This is a genomic window from Sorangium sp. So ce834, assembly GCF_051521425.1.
In the GTDB taxonomy this organism is placed as follows: Bacteria; Myxococcota_A; Polyangia; order Polyangiales; family Polyangiaceae; genus Sorangium; species Sorangium cellulosum_D.
The window spans coordinates 11,284,979-11,304,680 of sequence record NZ_CP150351.1; the positions used below are offsets into that span (position 1 = coordinate 11,284,979).

The following is a 19,702-nucleotide window of genomic DNA, read 5'->3' on the forward strand; positions in this document are numbered from 1 at the left end:
GCCGCCGGCGCCGGCGGGCGGCGGCCGATCAGCCGCCGTCGCCCTTCTTCTGGCGCCGCTTCTTGCTCTTGCCGTCCTTCGCCTCGTCGCCCGCAGGGTCCTTCTGGCCGCGGGCCTCTCTCGCGCCCTTGCCCTCGGGCTGCTCGTTCGAGGCTTGCACGGTGCTGGCGCCCTCCGCAGGCGGGGCGTCCTCGCCGCGCGCGCCCTCGCGCGCATCCCCCTTCGCTCGGAAGGTGCCGATCCCCGCGCGCTCGGTCCAGCCGCGCTCGCCCGTGAGCCCCGGCTCGCGGCTCTCGACGGTGCCGCCGCCCGGCTCGGGGCCGGTCACGCCGGGCGTGCGGACGTCCGGGCCCTGCGTGACCACGAGGTACTCGTCGGCCACGTACTCGGGGTGATTGTCGTCGGCCACCTTGACCCCCGGATCGCGCGGGCCGCTCCCGACATGGATGATCTGCGTGGTCGGCGGGTAGCTGTCGCTCCACTTCTCCCGCACGCCATAGGCGCCGTCGCGCACGACCCGCGAGCTCGTCGTCCGGAAGCCGGGGATGCCGCGCTGAGCGAGCGTCCGTGTCCCCTCAGGCAGCTTCGGCGTCGGGCGCTCCAGCTCCTCGAACGGGATGACCTCGTCGATGCGGCGAAAGTACGTGACCGTGAGCTTGCGCGAGGGGCCGAGGATCTCGGCGCGCACGACGCCGCCGGCCACTGTCTCGTGGAGCACGATCGGGAAGTCGAACGGGTTCCTGAAGCGGTAGTTGATCGTCGGATAGACGACGGTCGCGTCGAGGCCGAGCTTGATGTAGTAGCTCGGACGGGAGTGCGGGTAGCGCTCGACGATCTCGAGCCCCGCGAAGAACGCGGCGCCGTGGAGCGTGCCCGAGATCTGGCAAGTCCCGCCGCCGAGCCCGTCGACGAGCTCCCCCTGGGCGATGACCGGAGCGACCCGGTAGCCGTGCGCCTCGTCGCGCGGGCCGACCGTCTCGTTGAAGTCGAAGATCTCCCCCGGCAGGACCACCACCCCGTCGAGCTTCGAGGCGGCGAGCCTGAGGTTATACGTCCTCTCCTTGGACTTCGCCCCGGTCGCGTAGCGCGTCTCGAAGTAGCCGAGCACCTGGTCGAACTTGACGTTGCCGAGCTGCTCCGCGACGAGCTTCGGCGCGATCGTCTCGACGCTGGCCTGCGCCGTGTCCTCGCCCGCCCGGAGGGCGGCGTCGATCCGCGCGAGGGTGCCGTAGACGTCCAGCCGATACCCGATCTTCTCGGGCCTGAGCTGCTTCGCCTCCAGATCGACATAGGCGTCGACCGCCGGCGCGTCGAGCTCGACCTTGAGATCGAGCAGCTTGCTGATCGCCCGCTCGGAGTCGAGGAGGAGCGGGATCGGGATGTCGAGCGGGGCGTCCTCGTCCTCGCGCTCGTGCGCGCGGCGGAGCGCGCTCTCCGGGCGGAGCGCCTCGCGGACGAACTCGGCGAGGCGGACGCGGTTGATCTCGACGCCGAGGTCGTTGCGGCGCAGCGCGCGCGCGGAGCCGTCGGGGAGCACGATCCGGATCTCGCCGGTCGCGTAGCGGCGCACGAGATCGAGCGCGTTGGCCACGACGTCGCCGCCCGTCGGCACCGGCACCGCTGCGACGCGGAGGACCGGCGGAGGCTTCAGGCCGTCGTCCGGCGGCGGCGGCAGCACGAGGTACGTAATGACCAGGCCGCTCGTGACGAAGATCGCCACCAGCGCGGCGAACCGCCAGAGCTCCGGCGAGCGGCGAAGATCCATGCGAGGGCGGCCATCTTGAAAAGCCTTCCCCGAACCGTCAAGGAAACGCCGCCGCCGGCGCGGCCTAGCCGGTCACGGGTCGGCGCCCGCCCCGGGGGCCGCGGGGCCGCGCGGCGCCTTCGACGCGGCGTGCGCGGCCCGGAGGAGCGGCGCCCCGATGGAGCCCGCCCTGGGCACGATGAAGCCGCCCCGCCCGTGCGGCGCGCGGTTTGCGGGCGCGGACCGCAGGAGGTACGCGCCCGCGAGCGCCACGAGGACCGCGAGGACGACGGACGCCACGGGGACGAGCCAGCGCCGCGCGCGTCGTTCGGGCGGCGGAGCGCTCGCGCCGCGCTCGACGACCGCGCGCCCGGGGGGCTCGGCCGCCTGTGGCGAGCTCTGCTGGGGAGGCGGATAGTCCGGGTCGTTCGAGCGCTCGCGCGCGATCTGCATCGCCTCCTGGATCGCGGCGCGCCGGCGCTCGCCGCGCGGGCCGAGCAGCCGCTGCATCAGCGCGGCGAGCTCATCGGCGGTGGCGAGCGGCGTCGTCAGCGACGCCTGCTCGATCGCGCGGCGCAGCTCGGCCATCGACGCGAAGCGCTCGTCCCGCGGCTTCGCGAGCGCCCTCATGACGATGCGCCCGACGTCGTCCGGGAGCGAAGGGACGAGCGTGCGCGGCGGCTCGGCCGCGGCCTTGTCGCAGATGCGGCGCACCGTCGCAGGCTCGTTCTCGGCGAGGAAGGGGTGCTTGCCCGTCACCAGCTGATAGAAGACGATCCCGAGCGTGAACACGTCGGTGCGCCGATCGATGGGCTCGCTGCCCGCCTGCTCCGGCGACATGTACGCGTACTTGCCCTTCACCTGACCGACCTTGGTGCGCTGCAGGTTCGAGGCGGCCTTGGCGACGCCGAAGTCGAGGATCTTCACCGATCCGTCGTAGCCGACCAGGATGTTTTGCGGCGAGACGTCGCGGTGGACGAGGCCGACGAGCTTGCCGTCGCGGCCGCGCAGCTCGTGCGCCGCGTGCAGGCCGAGCGCCGCCTCGGCGACGATGCGGAGCGCGACCGGGAGCGGGACGCCGCCGCGCGCCTTGCTCTCTCGGAGAACCAGGTTGAGCGGCTCGCCGTCGATGAGCTCCATCACCTGATAGAGGACGCCGTCCTCCTCGCCCGCATCGATGGTCTCCGCGACGTTCGGGTGGTGGATCTGCGAGACGAGCGTGGCCTCGTCCAGGAACATCGCCTCGAAGTCGGGGTCGTCGCTCAGCTCGGCGCGCAGCAGCTTGACGGCGACGATCCTCGGGAGCTGACCGCTCGTTCGAGCGGCCCACACCGAGGCCATGCCCCCGAGCGCGATGGGGACGAGGAGCTCATAGCGACCGAGCGTGTGGCCAGCGCGTACTTCTCCCATGGTGCTCACGTGCCGCGTAACCCCGGAGCGGGGCTGTCCCCGCCGGGAATGGAGCCCGCCGAGCGCGGCCTCCATGAGGTCGGGTTCGCGAGGAGCGCTCGGTGTGCCAGGTGGTGATCTTGATCGAGGATCGACAGCGCGCGCCCGGAGCGAAGCCGGGCGCCTGATGTCCGGATCGTCGCAGAGAACGCCTTGGCGCTCAACCCGGAACGCTGTTCGGTCGCGGCGTGATCTTTACACCGGTCGATCGCGCCGCGGGCCCGCGCGCGCTCACCGGGTGAGCCCCGGAGCCTTCTCGGCATCACCGCCGCCCTCCTCCGGCGCGGCGGACGGCGCGGGCTCGGGAGACGGGATGACCTTGCGCAGCGCGGACAGGTGGCGCTTGGTCACACCGGCGACCGCCAGGATCTGCGCGTCGGTCGCGCGGCGCACGCCCTCCAGCGAGCCGAGCTCCCGGAGGAGCGCCGTCCTCACCGCGCTGCCGAGCCCCGGGATGTCCTCGATCTCGGAGCGGAGGCGCCGCGCCTTGCCCAGCCGCTTGCGCGCGTGATTGGCGAACCGGTGCGCCTCGTCGCGCGCCCGCGCCAGGAAGAAGAGGGCCGAGCTCGTGGAGCGGAGCGGGATACCGTTCTTCTGGCCAGGCAGGTAGACGCGGTCGACGAGCTTCTCGCCGGACTGCGTCTCGCGCTCCTTCGCGAGACCGACGATCGGAAGGTCGTGCAGGCCGAGATCGCGCGCCGCCGACAGCGCGACTTGGAGCTGGCCGCGCCCGCCGTCGACCACGAGCAGGTCCGGCAGATCCCACTCGGCTCCGCCGGACTGCGCGCTCTTCGGCGCCTCGCTGGCCGAGCCGGCGGCCTGCCGCTCCGCGGTCGCGGTCGCCTGCGCCGCTTCCGTCTCCGGCGGAGCGTCGCCCGCGCTCACCGGGTCGACCGCCTCTTCGGCCGCGTCCGCCTCGATCGCCTCGCCGTCCGGCGCCTCGTTCTCGATCGCGTCGTCGGGCGCGCCCTCGGCCGCGTCGCCCTCGGGCAGATCGCTCGCGTCCGCCTCGGAGGCGCCGGGCGCGGCGCCGCTCTCCGCGCCGTCCGCGACCGCCGGCGGGCTCGCCGGGCGAGCGGCCTTGCCGCGGCGGAAGCGCCGCGCGAGCACCTCGTACATCGCGGCGTAGTCGTCGCCGTCGGCCACGCTCTTCACGTTGAAGCTGCGGTAGCGCTTCTTGTCGGGCTGGCCGTCGAGCAGCGCCACGATCGATCCCACGGTGTCGCCGCCGCCGAGATGCGAGATGTCGCAGCACTCGATGCGACGCGGGAGCGTCGGGAGTCGGAGGCGCTCCCTGAGCTCCTCGAGGCGGGCCTCGAGATCGTCGGAGCTCCTCTGCTTCTCCCGGAACGCGTGAGCTGCGTTCTCGTTCGCCATCTTGAGCAGGTCGACGCGGGGCCCGCGCTGAGGCACGAAGAGCGTCACCTTGCGCCCGCGCCGATCGCTGAGCCACTCCGCGACGCCCTCGGCGCCGTCGGGCAACACCGGCACGAGGACCTCATCGGGGATCGTGGTGGACGCGACGCCATAGTACTCGTTGAGGAAGCCGCCGAGCACCTCGTCGTCGGGCAGCTCCATGTTGCGGAGCGAGAAGGACAGCGTGTCTGTCACGCGCCCCTGGCGCACCAGGATCACTTCGACCTCCACGAGCGTCCCCTCGCGGTAGAGGCCCACCACGTCTTGATCGACGTCCTTCACGTAGACGACGCGCTGCGCTTCCCGCACCGCCTCGACCGCCCGGAGCTGATCGCGGTAGATGGCGGCGCGCTCGAACTCGAGCTCCCGCGACGCGTCCCGCATTCGCGCGGTGAGCTCGCCCGTGAGCTCGTCGTGGCGCCCCTCGAGGAAGAGCGCGACCGAGCGGACCATCTCCGTATAGAGCGCGCGATCCACATCCATCACGCACGGCGCGAGGCAACGCTTGATCTGGTACTGCAGGCACGGCCGCCGCCGCGACGCCATCTCGGCATCGGAGCAGGTGCGGAGCTGGAAGTGTTTGTTGACCAGGTGGAGCGTCCGCCGCGCGCTCGTCGCCGAGTGGTACGGGCCGAAATAGCGGGCCTTGTCCGGCGCGGGGCGGCGGACCGTCTCGAGCATCGGCCACTCCTTCTGCGTGTCGAGCTTGAGGCAGAGGAAGTCCTTGTCGTCACGCAGCTTGACGTTGAACCGCGGCTTGTGCTGCTTGACGAGCTCGTTCTCGAGTACGGCCGCTTCCTTCTCGGTGGCGGTCACCACCGTCTCCAGATCGGCCACGATCTTCCGGAGTATCGGGATGAAGTACCGGGCGTCGCTCCCGCTCTCCTGAAAGTAGCTGCGGACGCGCGAGCGCAGGCTCTTCGCCTTGCCGACGTAGACGACGGCGCCCGTCTTGTCGATGAACAGATAGCAGCCAGGCTTCGTCGGGAGCGAGGCGAGCTTGGCTGCGAGGAGGGCTTCGGGATCCTGCTTGGCGCTCGGGTTGACCACGGCCGGAACGATCTAGAAGTCGCGCGCGCCGGCAGCAAGCGCCCCGATCACGGCCCCTCCGGCACAGCGGAACGGCGCTGCCGCGCGGTCCTCCGTGACACCTCGGAAACGCCGGCGCGCGGCGCGGCGCAGCTCGCGGCGGAACGCCCTGGTCGAGATCTCACGCCGGCCGCCCGAACGGCGCGAGCCGCGGAGGCGCGGTGGCCTGCGCGACAGTCGCGCCGCCCCGCTCGTCGCGCGCGACTCGCGTGAGCGCGACGAGCGGGGCGGCGCCGCGACTGCGCGGCTTCGTCTGGGGCACGCTCGCGGAGCTCGGCGGCGCGGCGCGCTCGCGCGCGCCGGCGGCGGCGCCCTCGTGATCACGGCGCCGGCGCCCTCGCGTGTGTCGCCATCGCCCGTGTGGCCGGCGGCGGAGACGACAGCGGTGGTGGCTCACCGCGCGCGGCTCGCCTCGAGACGCGCCCTCGATCCGAGAGGCGGCCGAGCGGCAAGATCTTCGCAAGACCTCCCAGGAGCAGGTCTCGGGTGTCGCGCGTTCCTCCTTCGTGGCCTCGCGGGCGGCGGCGTCTTCGCCTCGGTCGCAATCTTGCGCGACTCCTCGTCGCCTCATCGCGCCCAGTCCGTCTGGAGCTTCTTGGCCTTGAGAGAGGCCGCCCGCTGGAGAGCGAGGTTGCCCAGGCCGGCCACCGCTGCCCGCTTGTCCTCGCCGTAGCTGCGCTTCGGGTTCTCCCCGCAAGCCACTTTCAGCCCGCCGGGCGCCGCGGTGACGCGCGTCTGGGGACCATCTGGGGAGCATCTGGGAAGCATCTGGGAGGCCCCGATGCCCGGCCGGCGCTCCATCTTTACCGCGCACCCTCTAATCAGGTTGCCTGAACCCGAAAGGACTTGTATGGTCGTAACACCACCAGCGACTGCCCGTTCGATACCCGGGTCCTGTGGCCAGAAGGCATCGGCGGACTGAGCCTGCGGCGCCACCGGTCCCGTATCTGGTTCCCGTTCGTTGCCGTCCAGGTGCGCCGCTGCACCTGGTGTCGGGTGGAGCCCGAGGTGGGAGTGCGCGTCGAACAGCCGAGGAGCGACGAACTGTCAACCAGCGTCCATCACCGCCGCCCCGCTCAGGGGCTCGATGTCGCCCTCGGCGGCGGCGGCGCGCTCTGCGCCCGCGAGCTGGGGCGAGCCGCGGACGAGCGTCACCCTGGTGCCCAGCGCGAGTGTCACCGCCTGAGTCAGGATGAGCAGCTGAGCAGGAGCGGCGGCCTCGAGACCTCCCGCGGGCAGACTTCCGGCTTGCCGGGGCGGCGGCCGGGTCGCGGGCGCGGCGAGCGGTTTGGGGGACACGGCCGTAGGCTGGGCAGCTCCAGCACAGCCGCAAAAAGACGCAGCCACGCCCGAGGCGAGGTGGCCTCGGCGCTGCAACATGGGTGGGCGCAACCGCCTCGGGCCTTCGCGCCGCTCCGCCGGGGGGACGCCCCGGCAGGTGGGTGGGGTAGCCCTCATGACGTCGACAGCGCCGGAGGGCGGATCGGCGGCGGACACGTTGCGGTCGATCCCGGAGAGCGGCTCGGTCCGGAGACGAAAGCTCGGGCATACAGACACGCCGCCGGTGCAGAGCGGAATGCAGAAATGAAAGACCTCCGGTCCAGCGCACCGGGGTGGGCTGGAACGGCGGCCTCGTCCATGACAGCTTTCCTCGATGAGGGCGGCTCACCCGGGGGGGTCGGCCTCCTCCGCGCTCCCTCGGTCAGGCGCCCGCTTCGGCTGCTGCGAGGTGGGTCGCTTGTGTCCGGAGCACAGGAAAGCCAACCTTCGTGGGAATGTCGCTGGCTCCCCGCGGTTACGGGTCTGCCCGCGGCGCGCGCCGCGCGGCAGCAGGAGAGGCCGCAGCGCGGCGGAGAGAGGACCGCGGCGCTGTCCATCGCACCCCTCCTGGGTTTGGGCAGAGCCTGGCTTCGCGGATCGACCACCGGGCCTCGCCCCTCGGAGCGAAGCCAGCTGGCTTGGCTTCGCGGCGCGACGCCGCTGGGGAGACGCGCTGGCTGGAGTCCGGCTCGACCGGTCGCCCCAGCACGCCATGAGGGGACGGCGGGACGGGAGCTCGCGAGCGCGGGTTCCCGACGCGAGTTGAGGGGATGAGGGGGACACCTCTCGAATTATTTTCAACCAAGGTGCTGTTCAGCAGTTGACAACTCTAGCTATTCATGGGACGCGAGATCCAATGAGCAACGTCGAAACCGAGATCAAAAGCCACGTTGATGCATTCGTCTCTCAGCTGAGCGGACTTGTCCGCAAAGCGGCTCTCGAGGCCGTCGCCGACGCCTTGCGGGGGGAGGGCCAGCCGGCCGCTGCCGCCGCCGCGCCGCGCAAGGCGGGTCGGGCCAAGGCCGCTCCCCAGCCGGTTGCGGAGGTCAAGAAGGCGGCGGGGCGCCCCGCGCGCGCCGCGAAGCCCACCCGCAAGAAGGGCGAGAAGCGCTCGAAGGAAGAGCTCGCCGCCATGACGCAGAAGGTCCTGGAGCACATCCGGGCCAACAGCGGCCAGGGCGTGGAGCAGATCGCCAAGGATCTGGGCACCACCACGAAGGAGCTCACCCTCCCGATTCGGAAGCTGCTCGTCGAGAAGAAGATCACGTCGAAAGGAGAGAAGCGGGCGACCAAGTACTTTTCCCGCTGAAGCCGGCCTCGACACCCGCCGGGCGGGTCCGACCGAGCCGCCCGAGGTCGACGTCCAGCCTTCCTCCAAGCCCAGCAGGGGAACTCGTGGCCAGCCAGGAGCTCCCCAGGCAGGCGCGGAGGCGTCGCACATCGGGGCGGAGCAAGCTCCGCAGCCGTACACGCTTCCGGAACCCCCTCAGGAAAACTCCCCCAGCAATGCCCTCTCCGCGTAGCGCCGTGGAGAGCCCCGCGCGCGCGGCCCGAAAGCTCCCGCCCGACCGCTGCTGAGCGGATCCGCCCAGCGACGCAATGCGGGAGCTGCGCCCGACAGCCGCTGTGCGGCCAGACGCGCTCCGGCGCCCAGGACGCTGGGTTACCGAGCGGCCATGCCCGCGCTCCTGTCGTTCGCGCGGGAGTCGGGCAGCGTCACCTCACCCGAAGACCCCAACATGTCGTGGGGTGACATCGAAGGACCACCACATCTAGCTGTGTGGACCGCAAGTGGTCGGGATTGCCAAGCTGGCAGAGCACGATCGGCGCGGCGCGAGCGTGGCGGCTGTGAGCGCCTGGCCCGCGCCTCCTCCCTCGGGTGTCCCGCCGGGTACTGATGGTTGCGCCTGCGAGACATCGCCTCGCCCCAAGCGGGCTGGTGGCCAACGCACCTTCACAGACATCTGGGCAGGACGCCCCAGGCGGATATTGCGAATTTGCAACGTGGGCGAGCCCGGCCTCCAGCCGAAGAGGGCCCTCGGGCGCTCTCGGCCTCTGTGGATCAGGCACGGACACGGACAGCAAGGAGCGCCGCCATGCCTTGGTCAACGCCAAGGCATGGTCTGTGCCACATTGGAGTTGCTCAGCGGATACCGCGCCTCGTGAGCGGCGTGAACCGACGAGACCCAACTGCCACCGCGCTGGACAGGTTCTGACCATCTGCGATGCTCATCGGATCCCCGCGGCGCTCGATCGACAGTCGGTCCACCGGGCCGAGCTTGCACGCTGGACCGGGCGCCCCGGTGACACCGCCGAGGGGCGTCGCGACGGCGGTGCGTGAAGAGATCTCGGCGGGAAGCGCGACTCGGGCTCAGCGATCCGCCCGGGTCCCGACGATGAGGACATTCGAGAACGGCGTTTTCCCCCAGGCGGGCCTCGTCTCGCACGAGAAGCCGAGCTGCTCGAGGAGCGCGACGATCTCCCGGGCAGGGCGGAAACGCACCCGCTCGCCCCGGTTGAATCGAAGCGCGGTGAAGATGCGCTCCTCGAGGAGCGTGATCGAGCTCCTCAGGCCGCGCTCGGTGTCCGCCTCGCGGACGAGCAGGCGCCCTCCCGGTCGGACCGCGGCCGCCGCGCGCCGCACGATCGCGTCCTGCTCCTCCACGCGGAAGTAGTGGAGCAGGTCGATGAGCAGCACGGTGTCTGCGTCTCCCAGCTCGGCCTCGCGCGCGTCCGCGCACCAGAACTCGGCGGCCAGCGGAGGGGCCGCCTGGAGGGCGGGCTGCTCGCCGGACGAGCCGGGCGGCTCGGCCGAGGGCGGCAGAGGCGCGCCCGGATTGCCGCCGCTCGCGCGGCGCGCGTCCTCTATCTTGGCGCGGTCCCAGTCGAACCCGCGCGCGCGCGCGGCCCGGCCGAGCTCGAGCAGGAGAATCGGCAGCTGGCCAGCCCCGGTCCCGATATCGAGCACCTCCCCCAGCGCGCCGGGGCGGTCGCCGGCGATGTCGGCAATCAGCCGCGCGACGGGATCGCCGAGCAGCTTGAAGCGGACATAGTGAAACCGGGTGCGCTGCGCCGGCGTGGCGCCTTCTTGCGGGCTGTACCTCGCCGCGACGCGCTCGATCGCGTGGACCCACGGCGGCGCGTCCTCCGGGAGCCGATACGGCTCCATCCCGCCGCGCCGCAGCGAGGGCGCGCGCCGCCGCTTCAGCGCGACGAGCGCGAAGACCAGCCCGCCGCCGAGCGCGGCGAGCGCGAGCCCGACCACGGGCGCGCCGAGGAGCATGTACTCGGGGAACTCGGACAGTGCTTGCGCCCAGCTCATCTTCTCATGAAGGCGCAGCCAGCGCCCGGTGCGGAGGTACGCCCCGACCTGGAACTCGGCCGTGAGCAGCGCTGGTGCGAACAAGGGGTTGGAAATGTTCGCCGCGACCCAGGCAATCGCCGCGTCCAGACGGAACCACAGGCAGAGCAGGAGGACGAGCGGCGTGTGGCAGCCGAAGATCGGCTGCGATCCGATGAACAGGCCGATCGCCACCGCCACGGCCGTCCGGCCGGCCGACAGCTCGCTGCCACGGAGCTCGCGCCATGCGCGGCGCGCCTCCTCGCGGAGCAGAGAGTATTTCGCCAACGTTCAGGGGTTGCCTTCCGGTGTGGGGCGATCCGCGTCATCGGCCGCGTCGGCCGACAGCGAGGACAGGAGGTCGCTCACCTCCGTGGGGGTCGACTCGTCGAGCGCGTCCCAGGAGGCGCCCCGCGAGTTGGTCGGCGTCGCGTCGCGCGGCGCCGCGCCCGCGGTGTTCCCGCTCCGCTGCGCCTCCACCATGCGAAGGTACATCTTCGCCGTCTTGTTGTCGGGCTCGATCGCGAGCGCCTCGCGCCACTCGGCGATCGCGAGATCGTGCGCACCGAGGGAGTGCAGCGCGACCCCGAGCAACACGCGCGCAGGCGCGTACTTCGGGTTGGCGTCGCGCGCGGCGGCGTAGTGCTCGCGGGCGAGCGCCAGATTGCCGGCGTCGCGGTACATCGTGCCGAGGCGCAGCTGGAGATCGACGAACGTCGGGCACAGCGCCACGGCGCGCTTCAGCTCGGCGATCGCTTCCTGCGCGCAGCCCGCGTCGGCATAGGCCTGCGCGAGATCGGCATGCATGTTGGCGATCTTGCCGCGCGCGAACGGGTCGAGGACGCCGCCGTCCCCCTCTCCGCGACGGATGCGGGAGTAGACCTGTCGCGCCGCCTCGTATTTGCCGAGGTCGTTGTACGTGACGGCGAGGTTCAGCAGCGCTTCCGTGTAGTGCTCGTTGAGCTGCACCGCGCGCTCGAAGTGGGCCTCGGCCGCGAGGAAATCGCCGCGCTCGTGGAGGATGACGCCGAGCATGTTGAAGACGTCCGCGAACCGATCGGTCTTCTCGAGGATCTGCCGCAGGGCGTGCTCGGCCAGATCGTACTCGCGTCGCTCGTAGTGCTCCCTGCCGAGAACCAGAAGCTGCTTCAGCCTGTCGTCCATGAGGCCCGCCAGCTTACGCGACCGGCGTACGATGCGGTCGGTCTTCCGCGCAACCCTTGCGCGGATCGGGTGGCCGCGCGGTTGCAACCCCGACGATGCCTTGGTACGCACGTCGGCGTGCCGAGTGCAGTACCCCAGAACCCGCTCGAGGCTCCCGGAAGTCCGGACGCCGCGGACCGCTCCGAGGAGCGGAACGACGACGCCGGCCGGGCGTCGGGGCCCGGCGCCGCCGCCCTGCTGGGAGCGCCGCGCGCGGAGGCCGGCGCCGCGGTCCCGCAGGGCGCGCCGCGCGCGGAGGCCGACGCCACCCCGCGGGACGCGCCGCGCGCCGAGCCCGGCATCGTCCCGCATCCCGCGCCGCGCGCGGACATCGAGCGCAGCGGCGCCGACGACGTGACGGACGACGCGCTCGACGCCTCCAGCCGGCCTGCCACGCCGCCGCTGGCCGCGCCGCTCGTGGGCCACCGCCGGGCGGAGAGCGCTCCGGCCGCGCCCTGGTCGCGCGGCGGCGATCTGCGCGCGCGCTCGTCGCCGTCGTGGACGCAGCTCCCTCCTCCTTCTTCTCGCGGGCGCGGCGCCGCGCCCTGGTCGCGCGGCAGCGATCCGCGGCCCTCCCGCCCGTCGCTCGCGGACGGCGGCCCCTACGCGGGCTCCGGCGCGGCGGACGGCCCGCGTCTGCCCGCCGGCCTCAGCCGGCCGCCTCCGGGGCCGCACCTCTCGCCGCGCATGACCGCGGTCTTCGGCGGCATCTTCGGCCTCGCGACGCTCACCTCGCTCATCGCGCTCCTGATCCAGGGCGTCCCGGTGCGCGACGAGCGCGCGCTGGTCGCGGGGGGCCCGGCGGGCTCGACCACAGGCACGGAAGAGGCCGGAAAGCCCGCCGCCGCGCCCGAGGTGAAGGCCAAGAAGCGCACCCCGCTGCCGGGCCCGTGGCGGATCTCCGAGCTCGCGAAGGATTCGTCCGTGATCCTGGCGAGCGACGCGATGGACCGCCGGTCGTTCATCACGGCCCTCGACGAGAAGGGCGTGCCGAAGGCGCAGATCTACCGGATCATGAAGGCCTTCGACGGGCTGCGGAAGTTCGACAAGTGCGGCCGCAAGGATCGGTTCACGGTCGCGATGGACCGCTCCACGCGCCGCGTCCGCGCCTTCGAGTACGAGGTCTCGGCGAGCGAGATCTACCAGGCGCGGGAGGACGCGGCCGGGCTGCTCTCGGGCACCACGCTCGACATGAAGATCGCCGAGGAGGAGGTCGTCGCCGCCTTCTACGTGGGGAAGGATCTCACGAGCGCGTACCGATCGGGCGGCCTGGAAGCGGGCGTGCTCGACGTGATCGACGACGCGCTGAGCGGGCGCATGTCGACGGAGAGCTTCGAGGAAGGGAGCATCGTCCGGATGATCGCCGTCGAAGAGACGGCGCTCGGGATGTTCTCCCGGTACAAGAAGATCATCGCGCTCGAGTACCGGCCCGCGGATCCCGCCGAGAAGCCGGTGCGCATCTACGATTTCAAGGGGCAAGAGGCCCGCGGCTACTTCGACGAGCGCGGCCGGCAGCCGTACGCGGGCGGATGGCGCGCGCCGGTCCCGGGCGCGCCCGTGACGTCGAGGTTCAACCCGCAGCGGATGCACCCGGTGTTGAAGAAGAGGATGCCCCACAACGGGACGGACTTCGGCGCGCCGACGGGGACGCCGGTGTACTCGGCGTACCGCGGCGTCGTCGAGTGGATCGGCCCCGCGGGTCCGAGCGGCAACCTCGTCACCGTCCTGCATCCGAACGGCGTCAGCACCGGCTACGCGCACCTGTCGAGGTATGCCGCCGGCATCAAGGTCGGCATGAAGGTGGGCACCCACCAGCTCGTCGGGTATGTGGGGTCGACGGGCCGCTCGACGGGCCCGCACCTTCACTTCAGCGCGAAGAAGGACGGCAAGTACTTCGACGCCGAGACGCTCCAGCTCGACGGCGAGCGCGTGATGCCCGGCGTCGATCGCGCGGCGTTCGCCGCGGCGAAGGAGGCGCTCGACGCGCGGCTCGACGCCATCCCGCTGCCCGAGCCGCCGCCCGAGCCGGTGAAGCCGGAGGTCGCGGAGCCGACCCCGCCGCCCCCCGCAGCGGCCGGCAGCGAGGCCACGGTCACCGCGGCGCCCGCGGTCGGGCCGAGCGGGCCGGCCGAGCCCGAGCCGAAGCCGCCCGAAGGCGCCGGGGACGATGAGGGCGAGCTCATCGAGGGCCCCGATCTCAAGAGTCCGCCGGAGACGATGTGACGTCGGGCGGACCGAGAGGTCCGCCCGAGCACGGCGAGCTCATCGAAGGCTCCGATCTCGAGAGCCCGCCGGAGGCGATGTGACGCCGGGCGGGCCGGGAGGTCCGCTCGAGCACGGCGAGCCCATCGAAGGCCCCGATCTCGAGAGCCGCCGGAGACGATGTGACGCCGAGCAGGCCGAGGGCGTCCGCGCGAAGAGCGCAGCGCCTCCCCCGGCCGAGGACAAAAAGCGTCGAGGACGCCGAGGGAAGATCCCTCGCGTCCTCGATGGCGTCGCCATGACAACCGCCCCGATGGGCAGCTGCCGGGCCTGCTAGCGCTTCGAGTACTGGAAGCGCTTGCGGGCGCCGGGCTGGCCGTACTTCTTGCGCTCCTTCTTGCGCGCGTCGCGCGTGAGGAAGCCCGCGCGCTTGAGCGACGACCTGCGCTCCGGATCGAGCTCGCACAGGGCGCGCGCGATGCCGTGCCGCATCGCCTCGGCCTGGGCGCTGTGCCCACCGCCGACGACGGTCGCGTTCACGTCGAACTGTTCGAGCAGCTCCAGCAGCTCCAGCGACTGGCGCATCACCATGCGCGAGGTCTCGCGGACGAAGTACTCGTCGGCGGGCCTCTTGTTCACCTTGATGTTGCCGGTGCCCGGCGAGAGGAAGACGCGCGCGACCGCGGTCTTACGCTTCCCAGTGGCGTACGTTCTCGTTTCCGTCATGGCTTTGCTCAGCTGTAGCTAAGGGGCTGCGGCTTCTGCGCCGCGTGGGGGTGATCGGGACCGGCGTAGACCTTGAGCTTGGTAAGGAGCTCGCGCCCGAGCACGTTCTTCGGGAGCATGCCCTTCACGGCCTTCTGGATCGGGAGCTCCGGCTTGCGCTCGAGCAGATGACCGTACGCCTCGGAGCGGAAGCCGCCCGGCTCACCGCTGTGCCGCACGTAGTTCTTCTGCTGGAGCTTGCGACCGGTCAGAAGGACCTTCTTGGCGTTCACGACGATCACGAAGTCGCCGGTGTCGACGTGCGGCGTGAACGTGGGCTTGTTCTTGCCGCGAAGCACCATGGCGATGCGGCTGGCAAGGCGGCCGAGGGGCTTGCCTTCCGCGTCGATCACCCACCACGTACGCTCGTTGCGGGCCTCCGCAGGCTTGGCGGAAAAGGACTTGGGCTGAGGATTCATTGGGCGAAAAACTCCGGAAGGGCGCCTGCCAAAAAGGGGCGCAACTTCTACAAGGCGGCCCTCCGCCTGTCAAGCGTCTCGGGCCCGCTCGTGGCGCATCGTCATCGTCGTCATCGTCACGTTTGTCGTCCGGCGGGAGCCTTGTCGTCCGGCGCGAGCCGGTCAAGGGCGCGTCGGTCGGCCGCCTGATAGCACAAGCGTTCGCGCCGGTCGCTTCTTTCGTTTGCTGCGCGTCCTTTGCCGCGCTCGTCCGCCGCGTTCCTCGCGCCCTCGCGCCTCCTGCGCGGCCTTCACGCGCCCACGCTCCTCGCCCAGCAGACAGCGCTCGCTTCGCCATGTCCTGCGCGGGATGGTCTCCAGATACCGCCCCCGTCGCTCGGGATAGATCTCCGCTTCGGCCCGACCGAGGTTGAAGGCGCCGCAGCTCCGCGGGCAATCAGCTCGAGGCGACGCATCCAGAAGCCGGGCGTCGCTCAGCGACCGGCCACGACTTCCGAGCGCAGCTGCCGCTCGGCCTCATCCTCTTTTTTCTCGTCGCGAACTTCCCGCGGGCTCGTTTCGGAGGAGCTCACCACCAGGAGTCGACAGACGGTTCAGCTTGGCGGAGAGGGCGGGATTCGAACCCGCGGTACGTTGCCGTACACACGATTTCCAGTCGTGCACCTTCGACCACTCGGTCACCTCTCCCGATACTTCTTCGACGCGCCCCGCTTCTGCCGGACCGGCGCCGCCCGCGAGAGAGCGGGCGGTCAGAGCCCACCTGGTTCAGCGGGGGCAAGCAGCCAAGCGTAGCGGAGAGAGCGGGATTCGAACCCGCGGTACCCTTGCGGGTACACCTGATTTCGAATCAGGCACCTTCGGCCTCTCGGTCACCTCTCCGCGGGCGAACATGGCAAAGCGGGGCCGGCTGGTCAAGCATCTCCTGACACGGACCGACGCGTCGGCGCGCTTTCGTGGCCGGGACCCTCCGCCGGGCCCCCGGAACATCAACGAGCGTCCTCGCGATCGCCCTCGGAGAAGGCCTCGCGCCCGAGCGCCGCCGGGCCTCCAGGTCCGCCCGCCGCGCGCGGCGAGGTCGAGCGCGCTCCGCCCTCGCCCTCGGCCCGCTGCGCGGCGCGCGCCGCGGGCGTGCCCGCGCGCGGGAGCCGGACGACGAAGCGCGCGCCCCCGAGCGGGGACTCGAGCACGTCGATGGTGCCGCCGTGGTCGACGACGATCTTCTTCACGATGCTCAGGCCGAGCCCCGTGCCGTCGTACCGCGTCGTGACGTAGGGATCGAACACCGAGTCGCGCACGGCGGGATCGATGCCCGGCCCGTCGTCGTCGATCGCGATGAGGTGGCTCTGCCCCTCGCTCCGCGCCGAGACGCGGACCCTGCCCCACAGGGCGCCGGGGCGCGCTGCGGCGCCCCCGCCCGGCGCCGCCCGCTGCGCGTCGCGCAGCGCCTGCGCCGCGTTGCGCACGATGTTGCCGAGGGCGCGCCGGAGCATCTCGCGATCGAGCGCGGCCGGCATCGGGCCGGCCGGCACGTCGAACTCGAGATCGACGCCCCCGAGCAGCGCCTCGTCCGAGGCGTGCTCGCGCCCCGCCTCCTCCACCGCGGCGAAGCGCTCGCCCTGCTCCCGCAGGAACTCCGCGAGATCCGCGGGCTCGAGCTCGGCCTGCGGGAGCCGCGCGAAATTGGAGAACTCGCCGACGAGCCGGCGCAGCGTGCCGATCTCCTCCTCGACGACCTCGAGCGTGGTCTGCAGCAGGCGCTGGTAGGCCGGGTCGCTGCCCGCATAGCGGCGGTGGCACTCCTCGACGGCGAGCTGGATCGGCGTCAGCGGGTTCTTGATCTCGTGCGCGAGGTGCCGCGCCATCTTCTGCCACTCGCCCATGCGCTTCAGGAACTCGATCCGCGCGCGGCTGCCCTCGAGCTCCTCGAGCATGCGGTCGAAGGCGCGGCCGAGGTCGGCGACCTCGTCGTCGCCCTTGAGCGCGACGCGCACCGAGAGATCGCCCTCGGCGACGGGCCGCATGGCCGCGGCGAGCCGCGCGACGCGATCGACCACGGGGCGCGCGACGAGCACGCCGGCGAGCACGGCGAGGACGATCGTCGCGCCGAGCAGCGCGGCGAAGGCGTCGCCGTAGCTCTCGTCGACGTACTCCTTGCGATGCTCGCGCTCGAGGGCGCGGTACGCCTGCGCGAACGCCTGCGCGGACTCGAGCTCGTCGAAGCGGGCGCTCGGCGCGGCGAACGTCGCGACGAGCGCCCTCGCGTCGCCCTCGCAGTCGCCGGCTTCGGCCGCGGGCTCCGCGGGGGGCGCGGGCTCCGCGGTCGAGCCGGGGGCGCGCTCGATCGCCTTCCGGACCGTGAGCGTCTTCTCGCGCGCCGGGTCCACCGGCCGGCCGCGCTCCCGCGCGCCGACGAGCTCGCCGCCGCAGCGCTCGACGCGCAGGGAGACCAGCGCGGGGTGCGCCACGATCAGGTGCGCGAGCACGCCGCCGAGGAGCTCCGCGTCCCCGGCGAAGGCGCTCCGGCGCAGCGGATCCGCCGCGGCGATCGCCTCGGCCTCGGAGCGCATGCCCTGCTTGATGGCGGCGGCGAGCTCGGCGTACACGCCGAGCGCCCTGTCCAGGTGGACGCCGAACTCGGGCTGGAACGCCGTCGCCGACACCCGCGCGATCACCGTCCTGGCGACCACGATGCTGGCGACGAGCGGGATGAGCGCGGTCACGAGGATGGCCGCGACGACCCGCCGCTCCGTTCTGCCGGGGATGCGCATGCGCGCAGCATAGCCGCGGCCCCGCGCCGGCGCGCACGCGGGCCGCCCGTGCCGCCCGGCTGGGCCGCCCGCGCGCCGGAGCGGCCCAGCCGCGGGGGAGCGCCGCTACTCGACCGTGACCGTCTTCGCGAGGTTGCGCGGCTGGTCGACGTCGTTGCCCTTCAGGTTGGCGACGTAATAGGCGATGAGCTGGAGCGGGAGCACCGTGAGGAGCGGCCCCACCTCGTCCGGCACCTTCGGGATCCAGACGTGGTGCTGCGCGATCTCGAGGATCGACTCATCGCCCTTCGTGGCGATGGCGACGACCTGCCCCTCGCGCGCCCGGACCTCCTGCAAGTTGGAGAAGGTCTTGTCGTAGTGCGCGTCGCGCGGGCAGACGACGATCACCGGGAGGTTCTCGTCGATGAGCGCGATCGGCCCGTGCTTCATCTCGCCGGCGGCGTAGCCCTCCGCGTGGGCGTACGAGATCTCCTTGAGCTTGAGCGCACCCTCGAGCGCAATCGGGAAGCCGAGCCCGCGCCCGAGGAAGAGGACGTCCTTCGCGTGGACGAGCCGCTTCGCGATGGCGTGCACGTAGTCGGCGTCGCCGAGCACCTCGCGCATGTGGCTCGGGGTCTCCCAGAGCGCCTGGAGGATCTCGCGCCCGCGATCCGCGGAGAGCGAGTCGCGGCGGCGGCCGAGGTAGACCGAGAGCAGGAGCAGCGCGGCGAGCTGCGTGGTGAAGGCCTTGGTCGACGCGACGCCGATCTCGGGGCCCGCGTGCGTGTAGAGCGCGCCGTCGGCGAGGCGCGGGATCGCGCTGTCGAGCACGTTGCAGAGCGCGAGCACCTTGGCGCCTTGCGCCTTCGCCGCCTTGAGGGCGGCGAGCGTGTCGGCGGTCTCGCCCGACTGGCTGATGGCGATGACGAGGTCGTCGGGGAAGAAGATCGGCTCGCGGTAGCGGACCTCGCTCGCGAGCTCGACCACCGTGGGGACGCGGGCGAGCTGCTCGAGCCAGTAGCGCCCGGCGATGCCGGCGTGGTGGCTCGTGCCGCAGGCGACGATGTAGACCCGGCGCAGCTCCTTCGCGAACTCGGGCGTGACCCCGATCTCGGTCGCGTGCACGTCGCCGGCGGCGAGATCGATCCGGCCGCGCAGCGTCGCCTCGACGACGTCGGGCTGCTCGTGGATCTCCTTCAGCATGAAGTGCTTGTAGCCGCCGCGCTCCGCCTGGACGGGGCTCCAGTCGATGCGCTTCACGCGCCGCTCGACCTTGTCGCTCCCGGCCACGGTCTCGATGCGGACGCCGCCGGCGCGCAGCTCGACGATGTCTCCATCCTCGAGGAAGATCATGTCGCGGGTGTGCGAGAGGAGCGCGGGGATGTCGCTGCCGCAGAGCATCTCGTTCTCGCCGACGCCGACGACGAGCGGCGAGCCGTAGCGGGCGGCGACGATGACGTCGGGCTGGTCGCGGGAGACGACCGCGATCGCGTAGGCGCCGTGGACCTGCCGGAGCGCCCCGCGCACGGCCTCGAAGAGCGACTTGGCGCCCTTCTGGAGCTCGCGGTGGACGAGGTGAGCGACGATCTCGGTATCCGTGTCGGAGAGGAACTTGACGCCCTGGCCCTCCAGCTGCTGCCGGATGGCCACGTGGTTCTCGATGATGCCGTTGTGCACGACGGCCACCGGGCCCGCGGAGTGCGGGTGGGCGTTGACCTCGCTCGGGCGGCCGTGCGTCGCCCAGCGGGTGTGGCCGATGCCCGTGGTGCCGTCGAGGGTCCGCTTCTCGAGCGCCTCGCTGAGCTTGATCAGCTTGCCGAGCGTCCGGACGATCTCGATGCCCTTGCCGTCATGAATGGCAATGCCGGCCGAGTCGTAGCCCCGATACTCCAGCTTGCGCAGCCCTTCGACGATGATCGGCGCCGCCTTTTTCGACCCAACGTATCCGACGATCCCGCACATGCTCGCCTCGTTTAGGTAATGCCCGCGCGCGCCTACGCGTGCTGCG

The 19,702-nt window shown here is 71.8% G+C and carries 12 protein-coding genes and 2 tRNA genes; 2 read left to right on the forward strand and 12 right to left on the reverse strand.

What is annotated here, in order from left to right:
* Positions 1-28: 28 nt before the first annotated feature.
* The 4 genes from WMF20_RS41525 to WMF20_RS41540 form a co-directional block, all read right to left on the reverse strand.
* On the reverse strand, positions 29-1,765 hold the full coding sequence (locus tag WMF20_RS41525; protein WP_437607213.1) for a VanW family protein: 1,737 nt from the start codon (positions 1,763-1,765) through the stop codon (positions 29-31).
* Between the two features lie 72 nt (positions 1,766-1,837).
* Entirely contained in the window at positions 1,838-3,154 is a 1,317-nt protein-coding gene (locus tag WMF20_RS41530; protein ID WP_437607214.1) for a serine/threonine-protein kinase, read from the reverse strand.
* 270 nt (positions 3,155-3,424) lie between these two features.
* Positions 3,425-5,659, reverse strand: coding sequence for an excinuclease ABC subunit UvrC (gene uvrC, locus WMF20_RS41535; protein ID WP_437607215.1), 2,235 nt, complete (start codon positions 5,657-5,659; stop codon positions 3,425-3,427).
* Between the two features lie 1,086 nt (positions 5,660-6,745).
* A complete protein-coding gene (locus WMF20_RS41540) occupies positions 6,746-6,997 on the reverse strand; it encodes a hypothetical protein (protein ID WP_437607216.1) in 252 nt (83 codons plus the stop codon).
* A gap of 877 nt (positions 6,998-7,874) precedes the next feature.
* Here WMF20_RS41540 and WMF20_RS41545 point away from each other — a divergent pair.
* The gene (locus WMF20_RS41545) at positions 7,875-8,327 is read left to right on the forward strand and encodes a DNA-binding protein (RefSeq protein WP_129579458.1); all 453 of its coding nucleotides are present in this window, start codon (positions 7,875-7,877) and stop codon (positions 8,325-8,327) included.
* Positions 8,328-9,389: 1,062 nt separating this feature from the next.
* Here the strand turns inward: WMF20_RS41545 and WMF20_RS41550 are convergent.
* Entirely contained in the window at positions 9,390-10,646 is a 1,257-nt protein-coding gene (locus WMF20_RS41550; protein WP_437607217.1) for a DUF2062 domain-containing protein, read from the reverse strand.
* 3 nt (positions 10,647-10,649) lie between these two features.
* Complete coding sequence (locus WMF20_RS41555) at positions 10,650-11,522, reverse strand: tetratricopeptide repeat protein (protein ID WP_437607218.1); 873 nt, start codon at positions 11,520-11,522, stop codon at positions 10,650-10,652.
* A gap of 117 nt (positions 11,523-11,639) precedes the next feature.
* Between WMF20_RS41555 and WMF20_RS41560 the strand changes: the two genes are divergently transcribed.
* The gene (locus WMF20_RS41560) at positions 11,640-13,784 is read left to right on the forward strand and encodes a peptidoglycan DD-metalloendopeptidase family protein (protein WP_437607219.1); all 2,145 of its coding nucleotides are present in this window, start codon (positions 11,640-11,642) and stop codon (positions 13,782-13,784) included.
* 312 nt (positions 13,785-14,096) lie between these two features.
* On the opposite strand, the gene rpsI is transcribed toward WMF20_RS41560, so the two are convergent.
* The 6 genes from rpsI to glmS all read right to left on the reverse strand — a co-directional run bounded on the left by rpsI (position 14,097) and on the right by glmS (position 19,656).
* Positions 14,097-14,489, reverse strand: a complete 393-nt coding sequence (rpsI, locus tag WMF20_RS41565; protein WP_020740460.1) for a 30S ribosomal protein S9 — start codon at positions 14,487-14,489, stop codon at positions 14,097-14,099.
* Between the two features lie 8 nt (positions 14,490-14,497).
* Complete coding sequence (rplM, locus tag WMF20_RS41570; RefSeq protein ID WP_020740461.1) at positions 14,498-14,947, reverse strand: 50S ribosomal protein L13; 450 nt, start codon at positions 14,945-14,947, stop codon at positions 14,498-14,500.
* A gap of 599 nt (positions 14,948-15,546) precedes the next feature.
* Positions 15,547-15,634 (reverse strand) — tRNA-Ser (locus WMF20_RS41575).
* Between the two features lie 105 nt (positions 15,635-15,739).
* Positions 15,740-15,826, reverse strand: a tRNA-Ser gene (locus WMF20_RS41580).
* Between the two features lie 107 nt (positions 15,827-15,933).
* On the reverse strand, positions 15,934-17,715 hold the full coding sequence (locus tag WMF20_RS41585; RefSeq protein ID WP_437607220.1) for an ATP-binding protein: 1,782 nt from the start codon (positions 17,713-17,715) through the stop codon (positions 15,934-15,936).
* A gap of 105 nt (positions 17,716-17,820) precedes the next feature.
* Positions 17,821-19,656, reverse strand: coding sequence for a glutamine--fructose-6-phosphate transaminase (isomerizing) (glmS, locus tag WMF20_RS41590; protein WP_437607221.1), 1,836 nt, complete (start codon positions 19,654-19,656; stop codon positions 17,821-17,823).
* Positions 19,657-19,702: the final 46 nt, after the last annotated feature.